At 60.0% G+C, this 20,211-nt stretch carries 18 protein-coding genes, 1 pseudogene and 1 riboswitch; of the genes and pseudogenes, 9 read left to right on the top strand and 10 right to left on the bottom strand.

All coding sequences use genetic code 11. The features are described from left to right. From M0954_RS24675 to M0954_RS24655, 5 genes and pseudogenes are all read left to right on the top strand, one after another. A pseudogene (locus M0954_RS24675) lies at window positions 1-209 on the top strand (tetratricopeptide repeat protein); the annotation flags it as partial. Window positions 210-253: 44 nt separating this feature from the next. Next, window positions 254-1,174, top strand: coding sequence for an MxaL protein (locus M0954_RS24670; protein ID WP_122151642.1), 921 nt, complete (start codon window positions 254-256; stop codon window positions 1,172-1,174). 259 nt (window positions 1,175-1,433) lie between these two features. Then, window positions 1,434-3,167 (top strand): PQQ-binding-like beta-propeller repeat protein, encoded by a 1,734-nt coding sequence (locus M0954_RS24665; protein ID WP_297356028.1) that lies wholly within the window; start codon window positions 1,434-1,436, stop codon window positions 3,165-3,167. Between the two features lie 8 nt (window positions 3,168-3,175). Further along, the gene (locus tag M0954_RS24660) at window positions 3,176-3,784 is read left to right on the top strand and encodes a c-type cytochrome (protein ID WP_297356026.1); all 609 of its coding nucleotides are present in this window, start codon (window positions 3,176-3,178) and stop codon (window positions 3,782-3,784) included. Between the two features lie 14 nt (window positions 3,785-3,798). Then, window positions 3,799-4,470, top strand: coding sequence for an ankyrin repeat domain-containing protein (locus M0954_RS24655; RefSeq protein WP_123387853.1), 672 nt, complete (start codon window positions 3,799-3,801; stop codon window positions 4,468-4,470). Window positions 4,471-4,541: 71 nt separating this feature from the next. Here the strand turns inward: M0954_RS24655 and mntP are convergent, their stop codons facing one another. Continuing rightward, a complete protein-coding gene (gene mntP, locus M0954_RS24650; RefSeq protein WP_297356024.1) occupies window positions 4,542-5,111 on the bottom strand; it encodes a manganese efflux pump MntP in 570 nt (189 codons plus the stop codon). Between the two features lie 6 nt (window positions 5,112-5,117). Further along, window positions 5,118-5,288: riboswitch (yybP-ykoY riboswitch) on the bottom strand. Window positions 5,289-5,570: 282 nt separating this feature from the next. On the opposite strand from mntP, the gene M0954_RS24645 reads away from it, so the two are divergent. Then, window positions 5,571-6,167 carry a MarR family transcriptional regulator gene (locus M0954_RS24645; protein WP_297356022.1) on the top strand — a complete coding sequence of 199 codons (597 nt, stop codon included), beginning with the start codon at window positions 5,571-5,573 and terminating at the stop codon, window positions 6,165-6,167. Between the two features lie 166 nt (window positions 6,168-6,333). Here the strand turns inward: M0954_RS24645 and M0954_RS24640 are convergent, their stop codons facing one another. The 8 genes from M0954_RS24640 to M0954_RS24600 all read right to left on the bottom strand — a co-directional run bounded on the left by M0954_RS24640 (window position 6,334) and on the right by M0954_RS24600 (window position 17,945). Further along, window positions 6,334-9,036, bottom strand: coding sequence for a TonB-dependent receptor (locus M0954_RS24640; RefSeq protein ID WP_297356020.1), 2,703 nt, complete (start codon window positions 9,034-9,036; stop codon window positions 6,334-6,336). Window positions 9,037-9,663: 627 nt separating this feature from the next. Continuing rightward, the gene (locus M0954_RS24635) at window positions 9,664-12,021 is read right to left on the bottom strand and encodes an autotransporter domain-containing protein (protein ID WP_297356018.1); all 2,358 of its coding nucleotides are present in this window, start codon (window positions 12,019-12,021) and stop codon (window positions 9,664-9,666) included. A 998-nt stretch (window positions 12,022-13,019) separates the two neighbouring features. Next, entirely contained in the window at window positions 13,020-13,796 is a 777-nt protein-coding gene (locus tag M0954_RS24625; RefSeq protein WP_297356016.1) for an SDR family oxidoreductase, read from the bottom strand. A gap of 109 nt (window positions 13,797-13,905) precedes the next feature. Beyond that, window positions 13,906-14,592, bottom strand: coding sequence for a hypothetical protein (locus tag M0954_RS24620; RefSeq protein ID WP_297356014.1), 687 nt, complete (start codon window positions 14,590-14,592; stop codon window positions 13,906-13,908). A 49-nt stretch (window positions 14,593-14,641) separates the two neighbouring features. Then, complete coding sequence (locus tag M0954_RS24615) at window positions 14,642-15,079, bottom strand: tautomerase family protein (protein ID WP_122151623.1); 438 nt, start codon at window positions 15,077-15,079, stop codon at window positions 14,642-14,644. Window positions 15,080-15,160: 81 nt separating this feature from the next. Continuing rightward, complete coding sequence (gorA, locus tag M0954_RS24610) at window positions 15,161-16,516, bottom strand: glutathione-disulfide reductase (RefSeq protein ID WP_123387846.1); 1,356 nt, start codon at window positions 16,514-16,516, stop codon at window positions 15,161-15,163. Continuing rightward, entirely contained in the window at window positions 16,516-17,217 is a 702-nt protein-coding gene (locus M0954_RS24605) for a glutathione S-transferase family protein (protein WP_297356012.1), read from the bottom strand. Before M0954_RS24605 ends, gorA begins: the two co-directional genes overlap by 1 nt. 14 nt (window positions 17,218-17,231) lie before the next feature. Next, window positions 17,232-17,945, bottom strand: a complete 714-nt coding sequence (locus tag M0954_RS24600; RefSeq protein WP_297356010.1) for a glutathione binding-like protein — start codon at window positions 17,943-17,945, stop codon at window positions 17,232-17,234. 118 nt (window positions 17,946-18,063) lie between these two features. Between M0954_RS24600 and M0954_RS24595 the strand changes: the two genes are divergently transcribed. The 3 genes from M0954_RS24595 to M0954_RS24585 all read left to right on the top strand — a co-directional run bounded on the left by M0954_RS24595 (window position 18,064) and on the right by M0954_RS24585 (window position 19,149). Continuing rightward, a complete protein-coding gene (locus M0954_RS24595) occupies window positions 18,064-18,234 on the top strand; it encodes a helix-turn-helix domain-containing protein (RefSeq protein ID WP_297356008.1) in 171 nt (56 codons plus the stop codon). Window positions 18,235-18,307: 73 nt separating this feature from the next. After that, a complete protein-coding gene (locus M0954_RS24590; RefSeq protein ID WP_297356006.1) occupies window positions 18,308-18,676 on the top strand; it encodes a hypothetical protein in 369 nt (122 codons plus the stop codon). Then, the gene (locus M0954_RS24585; protein WP_123387843.1) at window positions 18,673-19,149 is read left to right on the top strand and encodes a DUF2501 domain-containing protein; all 477 of its coding nucleotides are present in this window, start codon (window positions 18,673-18,675) and stop codon (window positions 19,147-19,149) included. Before M0954_RS24590 ends, M0954_RS24585 begins: the two co-directional genes overlap by 4 nt. Before the next feature lie 75 nt (window positions 19,150-19,224). On the opposite strand, the gene M0954_RS24580 is transcribed toward M0954_RS24585, so the two are convergent. After that, complete coding sequence (locus M0954_RS24580) at window positions 19,225-20,196, bottom strand: helix-turn-helix domain-containing protein (RefSeq protein WP_297356004.1); 972 nt, start codon at window positions 20,194-20,196, stop codon at window positions 19,225-19,227. Between the last annotated feature and the right edge of the window lie 15 nt (window positions 20,197-20,211).

Below are 20,211 nucleotides of genomic sequence, written 5' to 3'. Positions count from 1 at the left end.
GCACGGTTCAGTCGGTTGCCATGGTCGAGGAGGCCAAGGCGCGCTATCGGACCTTGCTGCGTGCGACGCCGGACGACTGGGATGCGCGTTACAACCTCGAACGGGCGTTGTGGCTCGAGCCTGAAGCGCGTGCCACGGCCGACACGCCTGAGGTCAAGGAACAGCACAACGTCCACCTGCGCGATGCGCAGAGCCAGGATCTACCGTGAGCTTTCGCACACTCACGCGTGGACTTTCTGGCGGGCGCCACTGGATGACAGCCGTGGCGCTTCTGTTGCTGCTCGCGGCGGTCGCCATGCCCCGCGTGATACTGCCGCGCGATACGTTCAGCTACATCGTTACCTTCGACATTACGCAAAGCATGAACGTCGAGGACGTCGCGTTGAATGGCGTGCCGGTGAGCCGCCTCGTGTTCGCACGGGCGGCGATGCGCGACGCGCTGGGACAACTGCCTTGCGGTTCGAAGGTGGGCTGGAGTGTGTTCACGGGGCAACGGACGTTGCTGTTGCTGCCGCCCGTCGAAGTTTGCAGCAACTTTGACGCGCTGCTGTCGTCGCTCGAGGGAATCGATGGGCGCATGCGCTGGACCAACTGGAGCCGTATTGCCGAAGGTGGTATCTATTCCGCCACGCGCGTGGCGCAGGACGTCGGGCAAGGCGCGGCCGTCGTGTTCGTCACCGATGGCCAGGAGGCGCCGCCGGTCCTCCCGTCCGATGCGCTGAAGCGGGACATCAACCCCGCTCAGGTCAAGGGCTGGCTGATCGGCGTGGGCGGCGATCAAGCCGCGCCCATTCCACACACCGACGCCGAGGGTAACCGTGACGGCTACTGGCAGGCAGAGGATGTGATCCAGGTTCCGCCCGTTCCAGGTTCTGCCACGCAGGCCGAAAGTCACGAGGAGCTGTCCGAATTGCGCGGACATTACCTCGCTGCGGTGGCCGGAGGGATCGGCTTCGGATATCGCCGGCTGTCGGGTGCGGGGTCCTTGCGGGAGGCCATGATCGATGCGCGATTTGCTCACCGCGAGCCAGTGCCGACCGACTTGCGCTGGTGTCCCGCGCTGCTTGCGTTGCTGCTGCTCACGTGGCGCTTCGCGCCGGAGTTCGGCTGGGCCAGGCGTCGCTTGACTGGCAGACATTCGAACTCGTCATATGTAGGAGGCCGTGCTTCCTAAAACCTGTTGAGAGTCTGGAAAATCACGTGCGCATAGCCTACGCTTAAGCGAGCCGGCCTTTTCGGGGACGAGGACATTTTCTCCCTCCATCTATGCGCAGCCGACCCATCCTGACAAAGCAAATTAACGGTTCTAAATCGTACGCTTTTGCTGTTTGAGAGGGTTGTGCCATCCTGCTTTTCTACGCCGACGGTTGCGTGGATGAATGCCGCACTCCAGTGCTGAAATTCTTGAACAACAAATAGCCAAGGAGACGCTCATGCCATTTATTCGCATTCCCAATGCTATTGGTCTTGCCCTGTTCGCCATCGCATTCGGCTCGTCTGCCGCTTACGCCGCGGACGAGGTTCAAAACAGTTCGACCACGACGACCTCGCCGGTGCCGTCGACGCTGGAGCCCGTGAGCCAGGAACAGCTCGACCGGGCAGCCACCACGTCGAACGACTGGCTGCATTCGAACGGCTCGTACGCGCAGACGCGCTACTACCGTGGTGCACAAATCAACAAGACGAACGTGTCGAAACTCCGGCCAGCTTTCATATTCCAGACAGCGGTCAACGAGTCGATGGAAACGGCGCCGATCGTATCGAACGGCGTCATGTTCATTACCACTTCGTTTAACCATGTGTATGCGGTCGACGCGGTAACGGGCAAGGAATTCTGGCATTACAAGCACAAGATGGGTTCGGTCACGACGTTTTGTTGCGGGCCCAACAATCGCGGCGTAGCCATCGCAGGCGAGCGGCTCTACATGGGCACACTCGATGCGAAACTCGTCGCGCTCGACACCAAAACCGGCAACGTGCTTTGGCAAACGCAGATCGCCGATCCCGATGAGGGCTACTCGGAAACGATGGCGCCGGTGGTCGTCGACGGCAAGGTGCTGATTGGCACGAACGGTGGCGAATATGGCATTCGCGGGTTCCTCAAAGCGTTCGATGCCAACTCCGGTCAATTGCTGTGGACCTTCTATACGATTCCGGAGACCGGCCAGGAAGGCGTGTGGGCCACGAAAGATGCAACCGGCCGCGACGAGAAACGCAACATCGATGCGGAGAAGAAGCAGTTGACCGAGAAAGGCGGCGACTTCTACAGGACGCTCGGCGGCGGGGTGTGGATGGCGCCTGCAGTCGATCGGCAAACGCATACGGTGTTCTTCGTGGTCGGCAATCCGTCGCCGGACCTGTATGGCGCAATCCGGCCGGGAGACAACCTCTATACGGATTCGCTGGTCGCGATCGATCTGGATACCGGCAAATACAAATGGCACTACCAGTATGTGCCGCATGACGTGTGGGACCTGGACGCTGTGAGCCCGCCAATGCTGATCGACGTGCGCGACGAAAACGGCAAGATGATTCCGGGCGTGGTGCATGCGGGCAAGACCGGCCACGTGTACATTCACGATCGTGCCACCGGACGCCTGATCCGCTTTTCGCAGGCGATGATTCCGCAGGAGAACATGTGGACGCTGCCGACCGCTGACGGCGCGCGGATGCTGCCTGGTGCGAACGGCGGGGTCGAGTGGTCGCCGATGGCGTTCGATCCGCATACGCGTCTCGTCTATGCGGCCAATCTGAATCAGCCGATGACGTATCAGGTCGAGGACGCCGCTTATCCGGGCGGCAGCAAGCTATGGCTGGGTGGTGCGTTCAAGACTATCGCGACCGAGCAGCAATGGGGCAAGCTGTCTGCCGTGAACGTCGACACGGGTAAGGTGGTGTGGGACTACAAGACCGAACAACCGTTGATTGGCGGCGTGTTGGCAACGGCGGGCGGTCTTGTATTCAACGGCGAAGGAAACGGCTTGTTCCGGGCATTCGATTCCACCACCGGCAAGAAGCTCTGGGAGTTCCAGTGCGGCGCCGGCGTCAATGCGCCCGCGGTGTCATACATGGTGCATGGTAAGCAGTACATCGCAGTCGCGGCGGGCGGCAATACGCAGCTCGATTTCAAGCGCGGCAATACCGTTCTCGTCTTCGCGTTGCCATGACGATACGGATGCTGCGATTAGCAGCGGGTCCGACACGCCGCTTATGGACGGCACTGCTGTGCGGCTGGTTCGCCGCCGCATGGCTGCCGTCGGGCGCGCACGCCGACGCCGGAGCGGGCCAGGCCAAGGCGCAAGCATGCGTGGCCTGTCATGGGCCGATGGGTAATTCGACCAACCCGGACTACCCCATTCTTGCGGGTCAAAACGCGCGCTATATCTATCTGGAACTGAAAGACTTCAAGGAAGGACGGCGCAGCGACCCGCGCATGTCGCCGATGGCGGCCAACCTGTCGAAAGAGGACATGCAGGATCTCGCCGATTACTTCGCCGCGCAAAAGCTGGTGCCGGTTCCGTTCAAGTCGGACAGCGCCAGCATTGAAGCAGGAAGGAAGAAATCTGCCGAGGTGCTCTGCACGATGTGCCATCTGGGCGGTTTCTCGGGGCAGAACGAGATTCCGCGTGTGTCGGGGCAACAGTATCAATACATCGTCAAGCAATTGCAGGATTTCCGCTCGCACACGCGGACCAACGATGCGGGCAACATGACCAGCGTGACGCGCAACCTGACCGACGACGACATTCGCAATCTGGCTGCGTACATCAACAATCTCCAGTAGCGGGGAGGGGTACCATGAAAGAGACCGTCATCCGATATATCGCGACTGTGGTTCTGCTCCTGGCTGGTGCATTCGGCGTGTACTTGCCCGCGTATGCGCAAGGCGAAGGCATTGGAGAGACCAACCGGCAATTGCTGGTTGCCGCGAAAGACGGTAACCAGGCGTCGGTTCTCGCGGCGCTTCAGAGCGGGGCGGCCGTGGATGCCATGAATCGCATCGGCGATACCGCGTTGATCACTGCGTGCAAAAAAGGCGATGTGGCTATGGTGCGCATGCTGATCGAACACGGCGCGAACGTCCAGCACATGGACGCGCCGGGCGTCACGCCATTGATGGCCGCAGCGTACGGTGGTTTTGATGAGATCGTTGCGCTGCTACTCGCGCACGGTGCGGATCCTGCCACTACCGATCGCATCGGCAAGACTGCCATGGAGTACGCGGCGGGACAGGGACAAACGAAGGTGGTGAGCCGGTTGCTCGATGCTGGGGTCGACGTGAATCGCGCCTACAAGAACGATCTCACCGCGCTGATGTGGGCCGCGGGATACGATCGCGCGGACACCGCCCGATTGCTGATTGCTCGCGGTGCGGACCGGGCGTTAAAGGACAACCGCGGAATGACGGCGGAAGATATCGCAGTGCAGACTAAATCGGATCAGGTTGCCCGTTTGCTTTCCGCGGGCTAGGCGCTCTGCGTCAATGGCTCCCATACAGCCCCCGAAGACCGCCGGGTCCACTCCGTGCCCGGTAACTGCGGTTAGCTGAATACCTGCAGGTGTTCAGCAAGTATCGCGCTGCCTATTCCGATCAGTACTACGCCTCCGGCCATCTCCGCGCGCCTGCCCGCTACATGGCCGAGGAAACGGCCAAGCATCACCCCGATGGTGACCATCGTCATGGTGGCGAGACCGATCGCCGCCGCCGTCGAATAGATGTTGACGTCGACAAAGGCGAGGCCCGCGCCGACCGCCATAGCATCGATACTTGTGGCAAAGCCTGTTAGCGCAAGCAACCAGAACGAGTGAGTCGCGGGTTTCGTCTCTTCGACCTTTCTGGCTCTAACGCTGTTGAAGACCATGCGCGCGCCAAGCATGAACAGCAGCGTGAAGGCGATCCAGTGATCCCATGATGAGACGTATTGAGCGGCGGCTTGGCCGAGGAACCATCCGATCAATGGCGTCAGCGCTTCAATGACGCCGAAGATCAGCCCCGTTCTGAGGGCCTCGCACCAGCGCGGACGATGGAGCGTCGCGCCTTTGCCGATGGCGGCCGCGAAGGCGTCGGTGGACATGGCGAAAGCGAGAAACAGTATTGCGACAGGATTCATAAGAGTAGGCGCTCAAGGTCGGGCTGAACACCACGACACACCGTCGCGCCCGACCAGTTGCGCGGTGCGTCGATGGTCTTGCCAACCAAACGGCTACCTGCACCACGGTCTGTTCGACCGAGAATGTTGACGCAGGCGCTTCTGGGTAGAAGCCGGCTACTCCCCAAAGACAGGAGTCAGCATATCACGGGCGAAAGGTTTGTGTAATATTTGGCGCTGCATCTGACCGCCGTGTGCGGCTGCGAAGGGAAGATATCCGAGCAATACAGTACTGCAAAATATGGAAGGAATAGCGCCGGTGGCCGCGTCGTTTACCACGATGTCCGGAAAGGAATCTGGACCAAGGTGGGCAACGCTGGGTCGTCCAGGCAAGGAAGGCTAACACCTCATCATCGCGAGGCGGTTCGGCACTTGCGTGTCCGTTGGGAATTTTCCGTGGTCGAGCGCAGGAGAGGGTGAGTGAACGTCGAAAACGAAAGCGGGTCTGGCGCGGTATCTGCTCAGGAGGACACGGCGAAGCCGAACGTCGCCATGATGACCAGAAATATTGGCCACCTGCTACGACTCGCGCGACTTAGGTTAGCGAATCTGATGGACAAGCAGTTGCTCAAACAGTTGGGCATTACGAATGTCCAGGCGACTCTTTTATTTCTCATTTCGACGGGCGAATCGGCATCGTTGAAAACGCTAGCGCAGAGCAGTGGCATCGAGATGGCGAGAACATCACGACTTCTCACCTTGCTGGAGGAGCGGGGCATGGTTACGCGCATTCGCTCTGGCTCGGACCGCAGGGTGACGGAGTTGCAGTTGACGGATGCTGGGTCCTCTCTGGCTCGCCGACTGCCGATGATTCTCCGGGAGGTCGCTGACCTGGCGTTATCGACATTCGATGCGGCTAACAGAGAGCTACTGGTGGAGATGCTCTCCGATCTGATTGGGAACTGCGAGGTGATCGAGCATCAATCGGCGGGGCGGCCGAGCGAGGGTGACCGGATGAATGCGGAAGAGTGCTGGAAGGACTCGCTGGAATTCGTCGAGCTCCCCTGCTCGCGATAGTATTGCCGGTAGCTGCGCTTGCGTGGTGCAGCTTCCTTGCTGCGCTTCGGTGAATTCTGCCTGGACGGTCATCAATAATTCAAAAAAAAGGCCGCTCCGATGACAAGGGAGGGGAATCCGAAAACCGGAACGGCCTTGAAAAGGCTACTCAAACATCCGATGCTCCTTAAAACTTGTAGGTCGCGCCGATCTGCAGGAAACGACCCTCATACGTATATAGCGATTGGTCGTAGCCGGTCTGGTCAATCTGGCTCAGCCACTCCGGATCGAACGGGGGCGCGCGGTTGAAAATGTTGTTCATGCCGCCGTAGACCGTCCAGTGTTTGAAGCCCGTGTACGCAACGTTAAGGTTGAACACGCTATACGACGCGGTCGAGAAGTTCAGACCCAGCGCGTTAGAGTACGGACCGGTGTACTGCCATGCCAGGTCGGCATTCCACTGGTGGAAATTCCACGAAAGATCCGTGTTGCCCTTCCAGCGCGGGAACGAACCGCCGAACGGTTGCGCAAGCGTCAAGTCGTTACCCGCGCCATCGACCGTCGAGGCGAGGCCGCCGATACCGCTCATGTCGAAGTGCCACACATAGCCCCAATCGCCCGACAGCTTGAAGGTACCAATCTTGGTCGGTAGCGATTGCGCGAACGTCATTTCAAAGCCGTCCGTATCGAATGAACCGAGGTTCTCGTATTGGTTGGTCTCGAACGCAATCGAACCGTCCGCGTTCAGTACCGTGCCGCTCGGATCAAGCTGCGTGCCGATCGCCTTGTCGACGTGAATCTTGTACCAGTCGAAGCCGATGTCGGTCGTACGGGTGGGCGACAGTTCGAAGCCGATGTTGTAGTTTTTCGTACGTTCCGGCTGCAGGTTCGGATTGCCCTTGGTGATGACATTTTCGTCCTGCCCATTCGGCCCGATCGGCTGGATGCCGATGTTCGACGAATTCGTGTTTTCGAGGAACTCCGGCGCGCGGAAGCCGCGATTGTACGAGGCGTACGTGGTGAACTGCTGGATCGGCTGGAAGCGCAGTGCGAAACGCGGCGAGAACGCGCCGCCGAAGTCGCTGTAGTGGTCATAGCGGCCCGACTGGCTGAACGTCAGCATCTTGTTGATCAGCGGAACGTCGACCTGGTAGTACACCGCAGCCACGTTGCGCTCACCGTCCACCGTCTGGAGGTTCGGTCCCAGCGTCGTGCCGTTCAGGTAGTTGGCGCCTTCCTCGATCAGCTCGCTTTCGTGCAGGAACTGCGCACCCAGACCCAGGCCGACGTCACCGGTCGGCAGATGGAACAGGTTGGGTGTCGCGAGAGTTGTATCGAGCGCATCGAGCTTCGAAATGCCCAGGTTGTTCGCCGTAGTCAGGATGCTGCTCACGGCACCCGGCGTAGCCGACGGATTCACGAAATTAAGCGTGCCGTTGTTCAGCGCGGAGGTCAACGCGATCGGATTGACATAGTTTCCGAGCGTGTTGCTCACCGTGCTCATCGAATGCGTGTACCCGGCATTCCAGTCCCAGTCTTCCTGGCCGGTCGTGAAGCTGCCCTTCACACCAGTTGCTGCACGCCAGTAGTTTGCATCCGTGGTCGAGCCGAACGTACCCGGCAAGGTGCCAAACAGTTCCTGAGCCACGCCCGTCGTGTTGAATGGATTGTTGGCGGGTACAACGGCCGTGAACGGCGACACGGTCTTGGTGGCCGGGTTGAACTGCAGGCTGTTGCCAAGGACGACGGGACCGTCATTGGTCGTCGTCGTGTTGTTGCTTTCCCAGAGATCGGCGTACGCGGTCGTTGTATCGTTGATCTTGAAGTCGCCGTGAACCTTGGCGCTGAAACGCTCCGTCATCGGCTCGATCGACGTGTCTTCAGCCGTATTCCTTAGACACACATTGCCGCTATTGATCGCGCCGGTTTGCGACGCAATGATGCTGGAGGAGGCGGGCGCAATCTTGCCGCCGGCGCAGCCGAACGGCGTCGCGACACCCGTAGTGGGATTCAGGAAGTACGACGGCTGCTGGACTGAGCCGCCAAACATCTGGTTGCTGAAGTCCTGATTCTCTGTCGTGTCGCGATCGGCCAGCGTGTAACCGTTCGACTTGTAGTAGCTCGCGGTTGCCGTGATGTTATAGCCGTCGGACGTCAGATTGCCGAAGCCGCCAAGAATGCCGAACTTGGTCGTGCCCCCGCCGCCTTGTGTCGCGCCGCCATAGCTCCCGTCGAGTTGCAAGCCCTGGAAATCGTGCTTGGTGATGATGTTCACCACGCCGCCGATCGCGTCAGAGCCGTACTGCGAGACGGCGCCCGTCTTCACCACTTCGATGCGGTCGATTGCATCTATAGGAAGGGTGTTCAGGTCGAAAAACTGATCGCTGCCGTTGACCGCGAATGCAAACGGTGCAACACGTTGACCGTCGACCAGCACCAGCGTGTATTTTTCGCTCAGGCCGCGCAGTGCGATGCCGGCACCGCCAGCGGCAAAGCTGTCAGACGTGGATTCCCCCCAGCTGTTGGCCGAGTTCGCGGAAATGGAACGCACGTAGTCCGAAACACTTTTTTCCCCCGAGTTCTGAATGTCCTTCGTGGTGATCACCTGAACCTGCTGGAAGCCCACTTTGTCCGCCTGGCGGATCAGCGAGCCCGTGACCTGAAACGTCTGTAGTTGCTTGACGTTCTTGTTGGCCGCCGATGCTGCTGCGCCCGATGCCGCTGCCGGAGCGGCCGCCGCCGCCGTGCCTGAAGCCGCAGCAGCGGCTGCCGGCGTTGCTATGGCGGCCGGCTGGCTTTGCGCAAACGCTGGAGCAGCGATTGCGGTCGTCAGTGCGAGCTCAGCCCAGACGACTCTTCGAATGGCTAACGCCATTGCTCGTTGTTTCATTTCACCCCTCATAGTTGTCAGTGATGGCCTACATTGTTTTGCGAGGAGAAGTCTTATGAATTCCCCCTCGCGATCGACGGCGTGGATACGCCGAATCCCTTCAAGCGCTGCGCGTGTGCCAACGAGCCGCCTGCGCAGGCGGCGCTTCAGACACAATGAGTTCGAGTTTGAAAGCTATATACGAATCGGACTACTAATCGTAGTCATTGTTGTATCGACAGCTAACCCCGGATTTCGAGGCGATCACAACGACTATCCTGCAGCGCGTGGCGGCGGACTTACGCTTATCGCGCTTCGCTTTGGGGCTTCACGTAAATGAGTTGCGTGACCTTACCAAGTCACAATAATTTTTTGTCAACGTTTGTTTGTCGCGTGCAAGCAATTGGCGCGAGCGCCGGTTGATGTGATTCAACCGGGAACGCCTCGGAACGTCGGCCACTCGGTGCTAAGCCGCGCCGCTGCGCCTTTCCCGTGGACGGCCAGAGAGTTGCGAAGGGCTGCAACGGAATTCGATCCGGATTATTCCATGGCTTAAAAGAAATATATGAGAGGTCACGGAACAACAAGCGTCGAATAATCCATTCCTCAAACAAATAAATTTCTGTAAGCCGATTTCCTCCCCCGCGTTCAGAAGCGGTATTCGGCCTTCAGTGTGCCCGCCTGGGCCGACGCGTGCGTCGTGTTGATGAGCGCGTCATAGCCCAGTGAGACCATGAGGTTCTTCACCGGTTGCAAGCCGATGCTGATGCCCGTCGTGAGATAGCCGCGCGGCAGGCTCACGCCCGGCGCTGTGAAGAGCGTTTGGTCCTGCGATGCCACGCTCACGGCGCGCCCCGTATCGAGCAATTCGCGCGCGTAGCCCACGCGCAACTGCACGTTCACCGGTTTGAGTACATCGCCAAAGGCCTTGTCGAGCGTAAGCTCCGCGTAGGGTTGCAGGCTGTGGGGGTTGTCCGGACCGACGTCGAGATTCTGGGCTGCCGCTCCGCTCTCGCCGAAGCTGTCCGCGTGGAAGTACGCGTAGCGCAGACCCACACGCGGCGTCAGCACAACGCTGCCGAGCGTCAAGGGCAGGGCCGCCTGCGCACCTGTCGTGAACTCCTGACCCATGTGATCGCCCTCGGCCGTCCCGATGCCAGCAAACGGCCGCTTCTGCGACAGGAAGTCGAGTCCGTAGCCCAACGTGCCGGAGACGCTTAGCGGCCCTAGCCAGCGGCTCGCGTAGAGTGCCGCACGCAGCGTGTCGGTTGCGCCCGAGTCGCCGGTGACCTGCTCGTCCAGATCGGTGTGCGTGTAACCACCCGCCACGCCGAGCGTGTAGTCACCCAGCCGTTGTTCCAGGCCCGCGAGGAAGCCGTACTGGTTCGCCTGGAAGCCCGGTTCGCCGTTCGAGCCGCCTACCTTCGTCTGTTCGCCCGTCGCTCTGATCCAGCCATCTTGCGCGCCCGAGGTCGCGGCGCTGGCGCCGCCGGTACGATCGAGTAGCGCCGCTGTGGTGCCCTGTGCGTTCATAACCGCCGCTGTGCCAAGGGCTGTGTAGATGCTCGTGTCGTTCGGGGCGACGACTACCGGTGTCGTGACCGTGGCCAAGGCATTGGCCAGTAAGAGATTGGCACTGTTTGCGTCGTACGTCAGCGACGATTGCAGCGTGCCGAGATTCGCACCGCCAGACAGCGTCGCCGTGGTGCTGGAGAACTTCCCGCTCACCCCGTTCGCCGCAGAGACGATCGTGTACTGCGTCGCCGTGTAGGTGCCTGGATCGTAGACGATGGCCAGCACGCCGTTGAGCGTTGCGCTGCCGCTCACCTTTAGTTGCGAGGCCGATGTCGGGCTTACCTCGATCGACAGCGCCGCCGTGCTGGCCTGCGTGTAGTTGCCGCCGACGGACAAGGCGCCCATCGTGCCGGAGGTTCCGCCCGGAACCACCGTCCCGTTGTTGGTCAGATTGCCGCCTGTGGTGCCGTACCCGAGCAGCGCTGCGGCCGCGTCGACCGTGAGGTTGCCGCCGAGTACCGCGTTGCTGCTGCTGTCGCCGACCACCAGTGTGCCGGCGCTGACTTCGCTGTTACCCCTCAGCGTGTTATCGCTATCCAGAACCAGGGTGCCGCTGCCGATCTTGGTCAGGCCGCCACTGCCGCTCAATCCATCCGTGATCGTGACGTCGAATCCGTTTGTGTCGAGGTACAGTCCGCCTGTATCGACCACGAGGCTGCCCGCACCGAATCCGGAGATAAAATTCGAACTGCTGGCGCCCGCGCGGAGGATGCCTCCGTTGAAGTTGACAGTGCCGCTGCCGAGATCCTTTGCCAGGCTGGTCGTTACCAGAACACCGCGGGCGCTGGAGGTGCCGTCGAGATTCAGCACGCCGGTGGTGCCGGCATCGAACTCACCCAGCGTCACGGTTTGCGCAGACACCAGTCCGCCGTTCGAAATCGTCAGCGTGCCGTTGCCCTCGCCGCCGTTGATAAATTCGCCGACGGCAAGTGCGGTACCCGGCAACAGTAGCTGGGAGCCGGGGCCAGTCACCGTGGCAATGCCGGCAGCGCCCGATCCGATCGACTCGATCGCGACAGTACTTTGCGCGGTCACCGTGGCGCCGTCGGAAATGGTCAGCGTCGCGGCGTTCGGTCCGCCGCCGACACCGAGGAATTCACCTGCATTCCAATACGAGCCCGCACCGGTCACCGTTGCACCGATGTTGGTGCTGACGCTGGACGAGCCCTCGCCGACAAAGGCGTTGCCCGTATAGAGCTGGCCGCCGTTTTCAACCGTGATTGCGTTGGTCCCAGTGCCGCGCCCCAGCAGCAGGTCGTTCGGTGTACTGTAGGTCGACCCTTGGCCGTTGATGGTGATGCTGCCCGTACCGATCACGGTGAACGCCGCGCCGCTGGCCTGGGTCAGCGTACCGCCGTTCTGGATCAGCAGGGATCCTGTTCCGGTCACGCCGACCTGCAGCAGGCCGACTGTCTGCCCGCTGCTTGTCACGACCGCTGTTCCGCCATTTTCTATATCCGCACCGACCGTTGCGCTGGGTACGGTCCCGGTGTCCCAGTTCCCCGGTGTGGTCCAGTTGCCGGAACCCGTATTGGTCCATGTGCTCGTTTGTGCGCATGCTGGCGCCGCGGCGACCAGAAATAGGGCGACAGCGCCGCATGCGCAATGGGTCAGGCGCATTGTCGGCCAGCACGCATGGGAAGCGTGTGGCCGCCTGAGCGTGGGTAAATCGCGTCGAATCGCGTGGACCGGCCGAAGGGCCGCCCGCAAAGACAGCTGGTTACGCATGGCTGCGCCCCCGTTTGGCTTTCTGTATATCTTGCGCACAGATTGGCAGCGTCAACAATCCTGCCAATCTGGCATTGATAATAAGTTAACGGCGAAATTCCTGAATTATTGAGTTTCAGTAAGCGGTTTTTAAGCGACGCCCTTTGGCGCCTCGCCGAGGGCGAACGCGCGCCAGCGGAGCTTGTGTCGGCATGAGATGGGGCCATTGTCAGGAAACGGAACGAGCCCCCTTTCGGTCGCGGATGCGACCGGCGCCCGGTCACGTCCGTCTATACCCAGGCGCTCCGTACGTCAAAAAAGCACTCATCGTCGGGCGTTCAGAATCAGGCAGGAATACATCCCAGGTACCGTCGCTTTGACGGAAGAAATAGAATGACGTCGTCAATGTGAGTACTAAGATCGGTATCGTCTCTGCCGCTTTGGCGGCGCTCGCCAAGGCCAGTTAACGTCGGTGCGGTGACCGCGTGTCCCAACTTGCGCAAGCGAGGAATGACATCGCGCCAAACCCATCCACCGCACCACGCCCCCGCAATCAATACGTACGTATGCTTTACGTCTGAACTCATAATAGAGTCGCCCCTGAGTGATTGATTGCCGGTTCGGGCTCGAACCAGCAACGCGTTAACACTCAGGCAGGTTCAGATATTCCGCTGCAACTGCTCGCTGCTCGGTGGCTCGGAAATCACGGGAAGCATCGACCGTTAAACCAGCACATGGCCACCATCGACAACGATGACCTGTCCCGTGCTAAAGCCCTGTTGCATCAGGTAAAGATACGTTTGGGCAACGTCGCTTGCCTCTCCGACCCTTCGTACCGGCATCTTTTCGGCGATATAGTCATAAAGACCTTCGCGATCGGCTTCGCTCATGTTGTCCCACAACGCCGTACGCAAGACGCCAGGCGCCACGGCATTGACACGCAGAGGCGCAAGCTCGACTGCCAATGTACGAGTCAATGACTCGATCGCACCCAGGATGCTCGACGGGATCGTCCAGGCAGGCAGCGGACGCGACGATGCCACTCCGCTTGTAAGCGTAATGGAGCCACCCGCTCGAATGAGCGGCGCCCCATATTTGACGGCTTTGAGCGCGCCCCAGTAGCGAACCTCGAAAGCTCGCTGCGCGGCTTCAATGCTGAGATCAGCAAGATTTTGCAGGAGAAGCGTTTCGCCAGCGGTGTAGACAAGATGGTCAAATGCGCCTACGCGCGCAAAAAACGCCCTTACTTGCGCCTCATCGGAAAAGTCGAGCGGCTCGCCGCGTGTACCTTGAGGCAGTCGCTCCAGTGCAGCCGCGACGCGTTCCGGCTTGCTCGATGCGATGATGACTTCGGCTCCGGACTTCGCCGCAGCTTCGGCCACGGCAAAACCAATTCCTGATGTACCGCCGGCTACGACGATCCGGCTGCCTTGAAGAGTGATGCTGGAAAGCTGATTGTTTCCCATGCTTGAAATTTTCGTAAGAAAGAGATTCCACACGGTGGCGGCGAAAGTAGGGCAGCACGCGCTGCCCTACCTGGATCGATGCGCTACCGCGGCCGCGAAAGAGTGTACGTGGTTTGCGGAAATCTCGTTGGGGACGCTGCGCTCACATCGGGGGCGTGACGCCCTTGCCGATGGTGACGAGCCGCGCCTGGTCGTCCGGGTTGGTTTTGATAAAGACCGTAGACCCTATGAAGGCCGCCGAGCGGTCGGCCAGCACGTAGCGTACGATCGGCGCGTTGGGCGGCACGGTGATGTGAAGGCTTTTGCTACCGCCGTCATAGGTGACCGTGAGCGTGCGACCAGCCGTGCTGCCGTTCTCGGCGGAGACGATGCCGTTGGTCATATTGGTGTCGGTGAGCTTAGGCGCTGCTGGCGAGACGTTCGACACCCGGCCGTTCGTCACACCGGTCGCGCTAGTGCCGGTCGTTTGCATGGCAGTGGGGTCGGGCAGCGGATCCCATGCGTAATAACCAATGCGTCCGGCACGCATGCTGTCGGGGATGATTGCGAGTTCGACCGCGACCATCGAGCTCGGCGGCCCTTTGACAGCGGAGCCGACGAAGTCGTTGACCTTGATCTCGTCGAGGCTGGCTGGAATGACGTCGGCATACGTCGTGTACTGTCCGGTCTTTAGCGCGAACGTGTGGCCGTCCTTCTCCTTGATTGTCATGCTGCCGTCATTAATAGCGGTGATGGTGCCGCGGATCCGGGAGGGCGCCGCCTCGCCGAAGGCTGGTGCGATGACGAGCAGGGCCGCGGCGGCGGTAACGCAGAAACGGAAAGAAAGCATGTGAGGTCTTCTCGATTCCAGCTATGGTGACTGAAGCGGGCGAACAGGTTCAGGCGATGCTTCGGATAAACGCGGCGTCTTCAGCCGGCAACGTGTCCAGCCATTCCCCGTCTTGTCCAGGTTTGGGCGCGACGTGCCCGTACTCGACCAACCGCGTGTATGGCAACTCGCTGAGATACGCCCAGACGGACCGTTTCGCCACTGACGCGGCTTGTGCGATGGTGTCTACGATGCTCTCGAGCATCCTGGCCTTCTGATCGGGCGTTTTCCCCTCGCGCGTATATCCGTGCACGAAGATGTGATCGGCGTTAAGCAGCTTGCCGCCTACGAAGTGGCTTCCTTTGGGAATCGCATTAAAAATCACTTGCACCAGAAAGGTCGGTCCGCCCGTAATCTCAGCATAATCCTGGGTGAATTTTTCCGCGATGGATTGCCGGGTGCGCTCGGAAAGGAAGTCGCTAGCGGCTGAAACGATGTAAGTCGGCATGTCACACTCCTAAGATAAATAAATTCAGCTGTAAAAGCTCTCGCCCCGGTGCCTATCGGACCGACGCAATCCGAAAGCGATTCAAACGCCAACCTTGGCACGCATCGTGACAAATTCTTCGGCGATGGTGGGGTGGATGCCCACGGTGGCGTCAAGCTGCGCCTTCGTCGCCTTGCACCTGATCGCTACGGCAAACCCCTGAAGGATTTCACCGGCGTCGTCGCCTACCATATGAACACCGAGGACGCGATCGCTTTCACGGTCCACGATCAGCTTAAGCAACACCTTGTCGCCGGATGACGAAACGGTGTGCTTGAGAGGGGTGAAAATGCTACGGTACAGGTCGATCTTGTAGCCACTTTCGATCGCCTGTTCCTCGCTTAGCCCAACAGTGGCGACATTCGGGTGACTAAAAATCGCAGTGGGGACGCCGCTGTAATCCATATGTTCAGTACTGCCGTTGAAAAGACGATCCGCGACCAGCATGCCTTCAGCCAATGCAACCGGTGTCAGTTGCATTCGATGAATGACGTCTCCAACCGCGTATATGGACGGTTGCGAAGTCTGGAAGGCACCGTCCACGACAATCGCTGCATTCGGCGCAAGCGCTACGCCAATCGACTCCAAACCTAAGCGCGCTGTATTCGGCACCCGGCCGGTTGCATGGAGGACGGTGTCACAGGACAACCGTTCGCCGTCGCCGGTCACGCAACTCAATGTCGCACCGTCACGCTCGATCTTGCGAATTTCCGTGTTGAACCGGATGCGGACGCCTTGCGTTGTCATCTGTTCCGCAAGGAAATTGCCGAGGTCCGCGTCGAAACTCTTGAGCAGGCGATCGCCTCGGTACACCAATGTCGTGTCGATACCCAGACCGTTGAATATGGATGCAAATTCAACCGCAATATAGCCACCCCCGACGACGACGACGCGCTCCGGCAGCGTGTCGAGATAGAACGCATCGTCAGAGGTAATGCAATATTGCGCGCCTTCAATGTCCGGCACAGTCGGATGGCTTCCCGTCGCGACCAGAATGTACTTCGACGTGAATGTGCGGCCATCCACTTCAACGGTGTGCGGCCCGGTAATCGTCGCTGTGCCCCAGATCAGTTCGACGCCGGACTGATTGAGCAAATTGCGGTAGACGCCGTTTAAACGTTCAATCTCCCGGTTCTTTGCGTCCAGCAAGGTACGCCAGTCGAACACGGGCTGGTCAAACGACCAGCCGTAGCTGCGTGACTCTTCCAGCTCCTTTCTGAAATGCGCCGCGTACGAAAGTAGTTTCTTTGGAATGCATCCAATGTTCACACAGGTGCCGCCCAGAAAGCGTTGTTCCGCGACCGCAACACGTGCCCCGAAGGCGGCCGCTCGGCGGCTTGCCCGAATTCCTCCAGAACCGGCACCGATGGTAAGGAGATCAAAATCATAGCCGGACACTAAAGGTCTCCGGTCGTTAAGTGGTGGACGGGCGCTTTTCTCGCGAGGCCGTCGAAGAGGTCGAGCAATCGCTCGCGCCACGCGTGGATCGGATCGTCCGGCTCCACGATCGCGATGTCGCTCACGCAGCGACTCCACATGAACATGCCGAATACGCAGTAGTCAGCATAGCTCGGCGCATGGCCGGCAAGGAACAGTTGTCTCTTCAGCGTGCCGCGCAACGGAGTGAGCACGCGCTTTAACTCGGTCAGGTAGTCTTGCCTGTATGTCGGCAGTTGTTCAATCGTCATCCCAAGACGTGCTTCGCGGGACGCCCGGAAATACTGGCGATCCTTCGGGTGCAGTACATGAAAGACGTCGGGAATGAGCACGCGGGCCAGCGCTGGCAGCAGTGTTGCATCAGCCCAGTGGTTGGCGAACGCGCAGGCTGCCAGGCCGCTGTTGTCCCCTGCCAGCGAAGGCGCCTGCGGGAAGTGCGTTTCCAGGTAGTGCGCAATGCGCCAGGAATCGCTGACGGTGATGCCGTCGTCGACCAGCACGGGCACGCAGGTTTGCTCCGAGAATGCAATCTCTGCCTTATCCGTGAATCGCCATGGCACGCCCTGTGCCGTCAGTCCTTTGTGGGCGAGCGCCATTCTGGTCTTCCAGCAGTGCGGGCTAAAACGCACGGACTGATCCGCGCCGGCCAACTCGAACAGCACCAGGCTTCGTTCGCTCATGCGTATCCTCCCGCGCGACGAGGCGTTTTCTCCTGCTGCCCGAACAGGTGCTCGCGAGCGCTCTCCGTCACGGTCGGCGTCGTATTGATGGTCTCGGCGATCCGGTACGCGCTGACGACAGCGGGTCGTCTGGACATCGAGTCCAACCAGCGGTGCACCTGCGGGAAATCCGCGAGGTCCTGTGCCTGACGCGCATGCATCCGGACCCATGGATAGCACGCGATGTCGGCAATCGAGAACGCGTCCGTGATGTATTCCCGATCCCGGAGCCGCTCGTCAAGTACGTGGTACAACCGGCCAGTTTCCTTCTGATAACGCTGCGTCGCGTACGCGATGCGTTCGGGCGCATAGTGCGTGAAGTGATGGTTCTGCCCGGCCATTGGCCCGAGCCCTGCCATCTGCCAGTAGAGCCACTGAAGCGTCTCGAACCGCGCCCGGGTCTCGGAAGGAAGCAGTCGACCTGTCTTGTCGGCCAGATATTCGAGGATGGCGCCAGACTCAAATACCGACAGCGGATCACCGCCCATTTGCGGGTCGTGATCGACGATCGCTGGAATGCGGTTGTTCGGACTGATGCGCAGGAACTCGGGGCTGAACTGCTCTCCAGCCGAGATATTGACGGGCAAGATCCGATATTCCACGCCTAGTTCCTCAAGCGCGATCGTGATCTTGTGCCCGTTCGGCGTCGTCCAGTAATGTAGGTCGATCATGTGTTCCTCGTGGTGCGCAACGGCGCGTAGAGATCTCTCAGCGGGTACGATGTCAGTATTGTCAATGTTGACGTATGTGTCAATTATTTTTTAAGGACGCTGAGAAAAGCACTCTTTCATGGCGATGGTCCGACAGTTCGACGAAGAAACGGTTTTGGATAAGGTTCTGGACGTGTTCTGGCAAAAGGGCTGGCAGGCGACGTCAATGGCCGATCTTGCCGATGCGGCCAACGTGCAGCGTGGTTCGCTGTACCACGCGTTTGCGCGCACAGCTGGACGATCTGGATGAGGTGATAACGAACGCGTTGTCGAACGAAAGGATTCGCACGCAACTCAGGACGTCTGCAACGCAGGCGGCGCAGGTGATCGTCGCATTTACACGTGGGCTCGCGGTGATAGAAAGGGTCTACCACGAATGGGATCGGCTACACGCAGTGGCTGATAGTCTTGTGGCGTTGTTGTTGAGCCCCGCGACTTTCGGACGCGAGGCCGCTCGTGCTCGTGACAGCATTGCTCGCCTGCTTGTCGATGCTGTACTGCACGATGGCGCTGTTATAGTCCTGGTCGGAAATGGCATGCGCCGATGCCAGCGCCTGGCCCAGATAAGTGGCGGCGGCATTGAGCGTTTTGCTCCGAAAAACTTCCCGAAATTTCCAAATCGACATAGCATTCTTAAAGAAGCATCGGCGATGCTGACGACAGGAAACGGCAACCTTCTGGAGGGACCATGAAAATACGCATGCACCACGTTGTAGTTGCGGCAGCGCTCATCGGCGTGACGATCCCAATGTCCGCAGTGCACGCCCAGCTCGGTAACCTGCTAAATCAGGGGAACAGCGGTTCGTCGCCGAGTCTCGGCGGTTTGACCGGCGGCTCGTCGTCTGGGGGCCTCGGCGACCTTGGTAGCGCGTTGTCGGGCGGGTCGGTGACATCCAGTAACAGCAGCAACGTCGCCGGCGTACTGCAGTTTTGCATCAAGAATAACTACCTGGGGGGTAGCAGCGCGTCGTCGGTAAAAGATTCGCTGATGAGCAAGCTGCCGGGTGGCGCGTCGAGTTCCAATGGCGGCTACACCGACGGCGCCAACGGCATTCTGGACTCGGGTAGCGGCCAGAAGCTGAGCCTCGGTGGCGACGGCGTCAAGCAGCAACTCACCAAGCAGATCTGCGACAAGATTCTCGATCAGGGCAAGTCGATGCTATAAGCATGGCGAGCTTGATTTGCTCGCCCTGACCGACGGATCTCGCGCTAGTGACCGCTGGTGCCAGGCAAAGTACTGCTAAGCAGTCTCTTCGTCGCTTCGCGCGGCGTTTGATTTGCGCTTCCTTTGAAGCGAAGGAGACCGTTCGGTCAAGCGAGCCGCCGCATCTTTATCCGGAGAGGCCGCCGCCGCAAACCGCCGTCGATACTCGGCCGGCGTCGTTTGCTTTGCAGCCCTGAACTGCCGATTGAAATTGGCGATGTTCGCGAAGCCCGAACGGGCGGCGATGACAGCAACAGGCAGGGAAGTGTCAACCAGCATTCGGCACGCGTGCCCGATACGAACCCGGGCGATATACCGACCGACACTCTCACCGATATGCTGAACGAAATAACGGGTAAGCGTTCGTTCCGACAGGTTAGCGGCCTCACAGAGCTCCGAGAGTCGCAGCGGTTCAGAAAAACGCGCGTCGATCACCGAAAGAACCCGGTTAATCCGTTCGGGCTCGTGACCAGACGGTCCGGCGTTTGATTCATTGAAAGCACTCGGTGAGGCGAGCGGCTGGCCCGGGGCGTCAGCGAGTGTGCACATGATATCGAGGGCGGCGCCAAGGCGCTCGCGCGCCTCGCTCGATAGCAATTGCGCGAGGCGCTCACGCATCGCTTTTCCAGCAGGGGGATCGAAGGCTAGCCCACACGCGGCTCTGCGCAACAGCTTGCGTAACGGTTCATATTCGCGGCAACAATCTGCCATGCGCCGCGCCCAATCGCCGTCGAACCAGATGACGATAGCGACCTGCGGCGAAGATGAGTCGATCGAACGGTTCGATGACCAGGTGTGCGGAAGATCCGGCGGCACGAGGACGAGATCCTCAGCCTCATAGTCGCTAACGGCGTCGCCAATGTAGCGCTTGCCATGACTGTTCATCGTCAGCGTGAGTTCGTACTCCGGATGGTGATGCCACTCGAACGGAATACGCGGCAGGCGCCGATGGTAAACCCGCAGTGAACAGTCCTCGCCGAACTCGACATGCTCGTAGGCTGGTTTCATGGCTGAAAACGCAAA

Source organism: Paraburkholderia sp., assembly GCF_026225065.1.
In the GTDB taxonomy this organism is placed as follows: Bacteria; Pseudomonadota; Gammaproteobacteria; order Burkholderiales; family Burkholderiaceae; genus Paraburkholderia.
The sequence above is the reverse complement of the archived record's forward strand: the minus strand, read 5'-3'. Positions and strand labels throughout refer to the sequence as shown.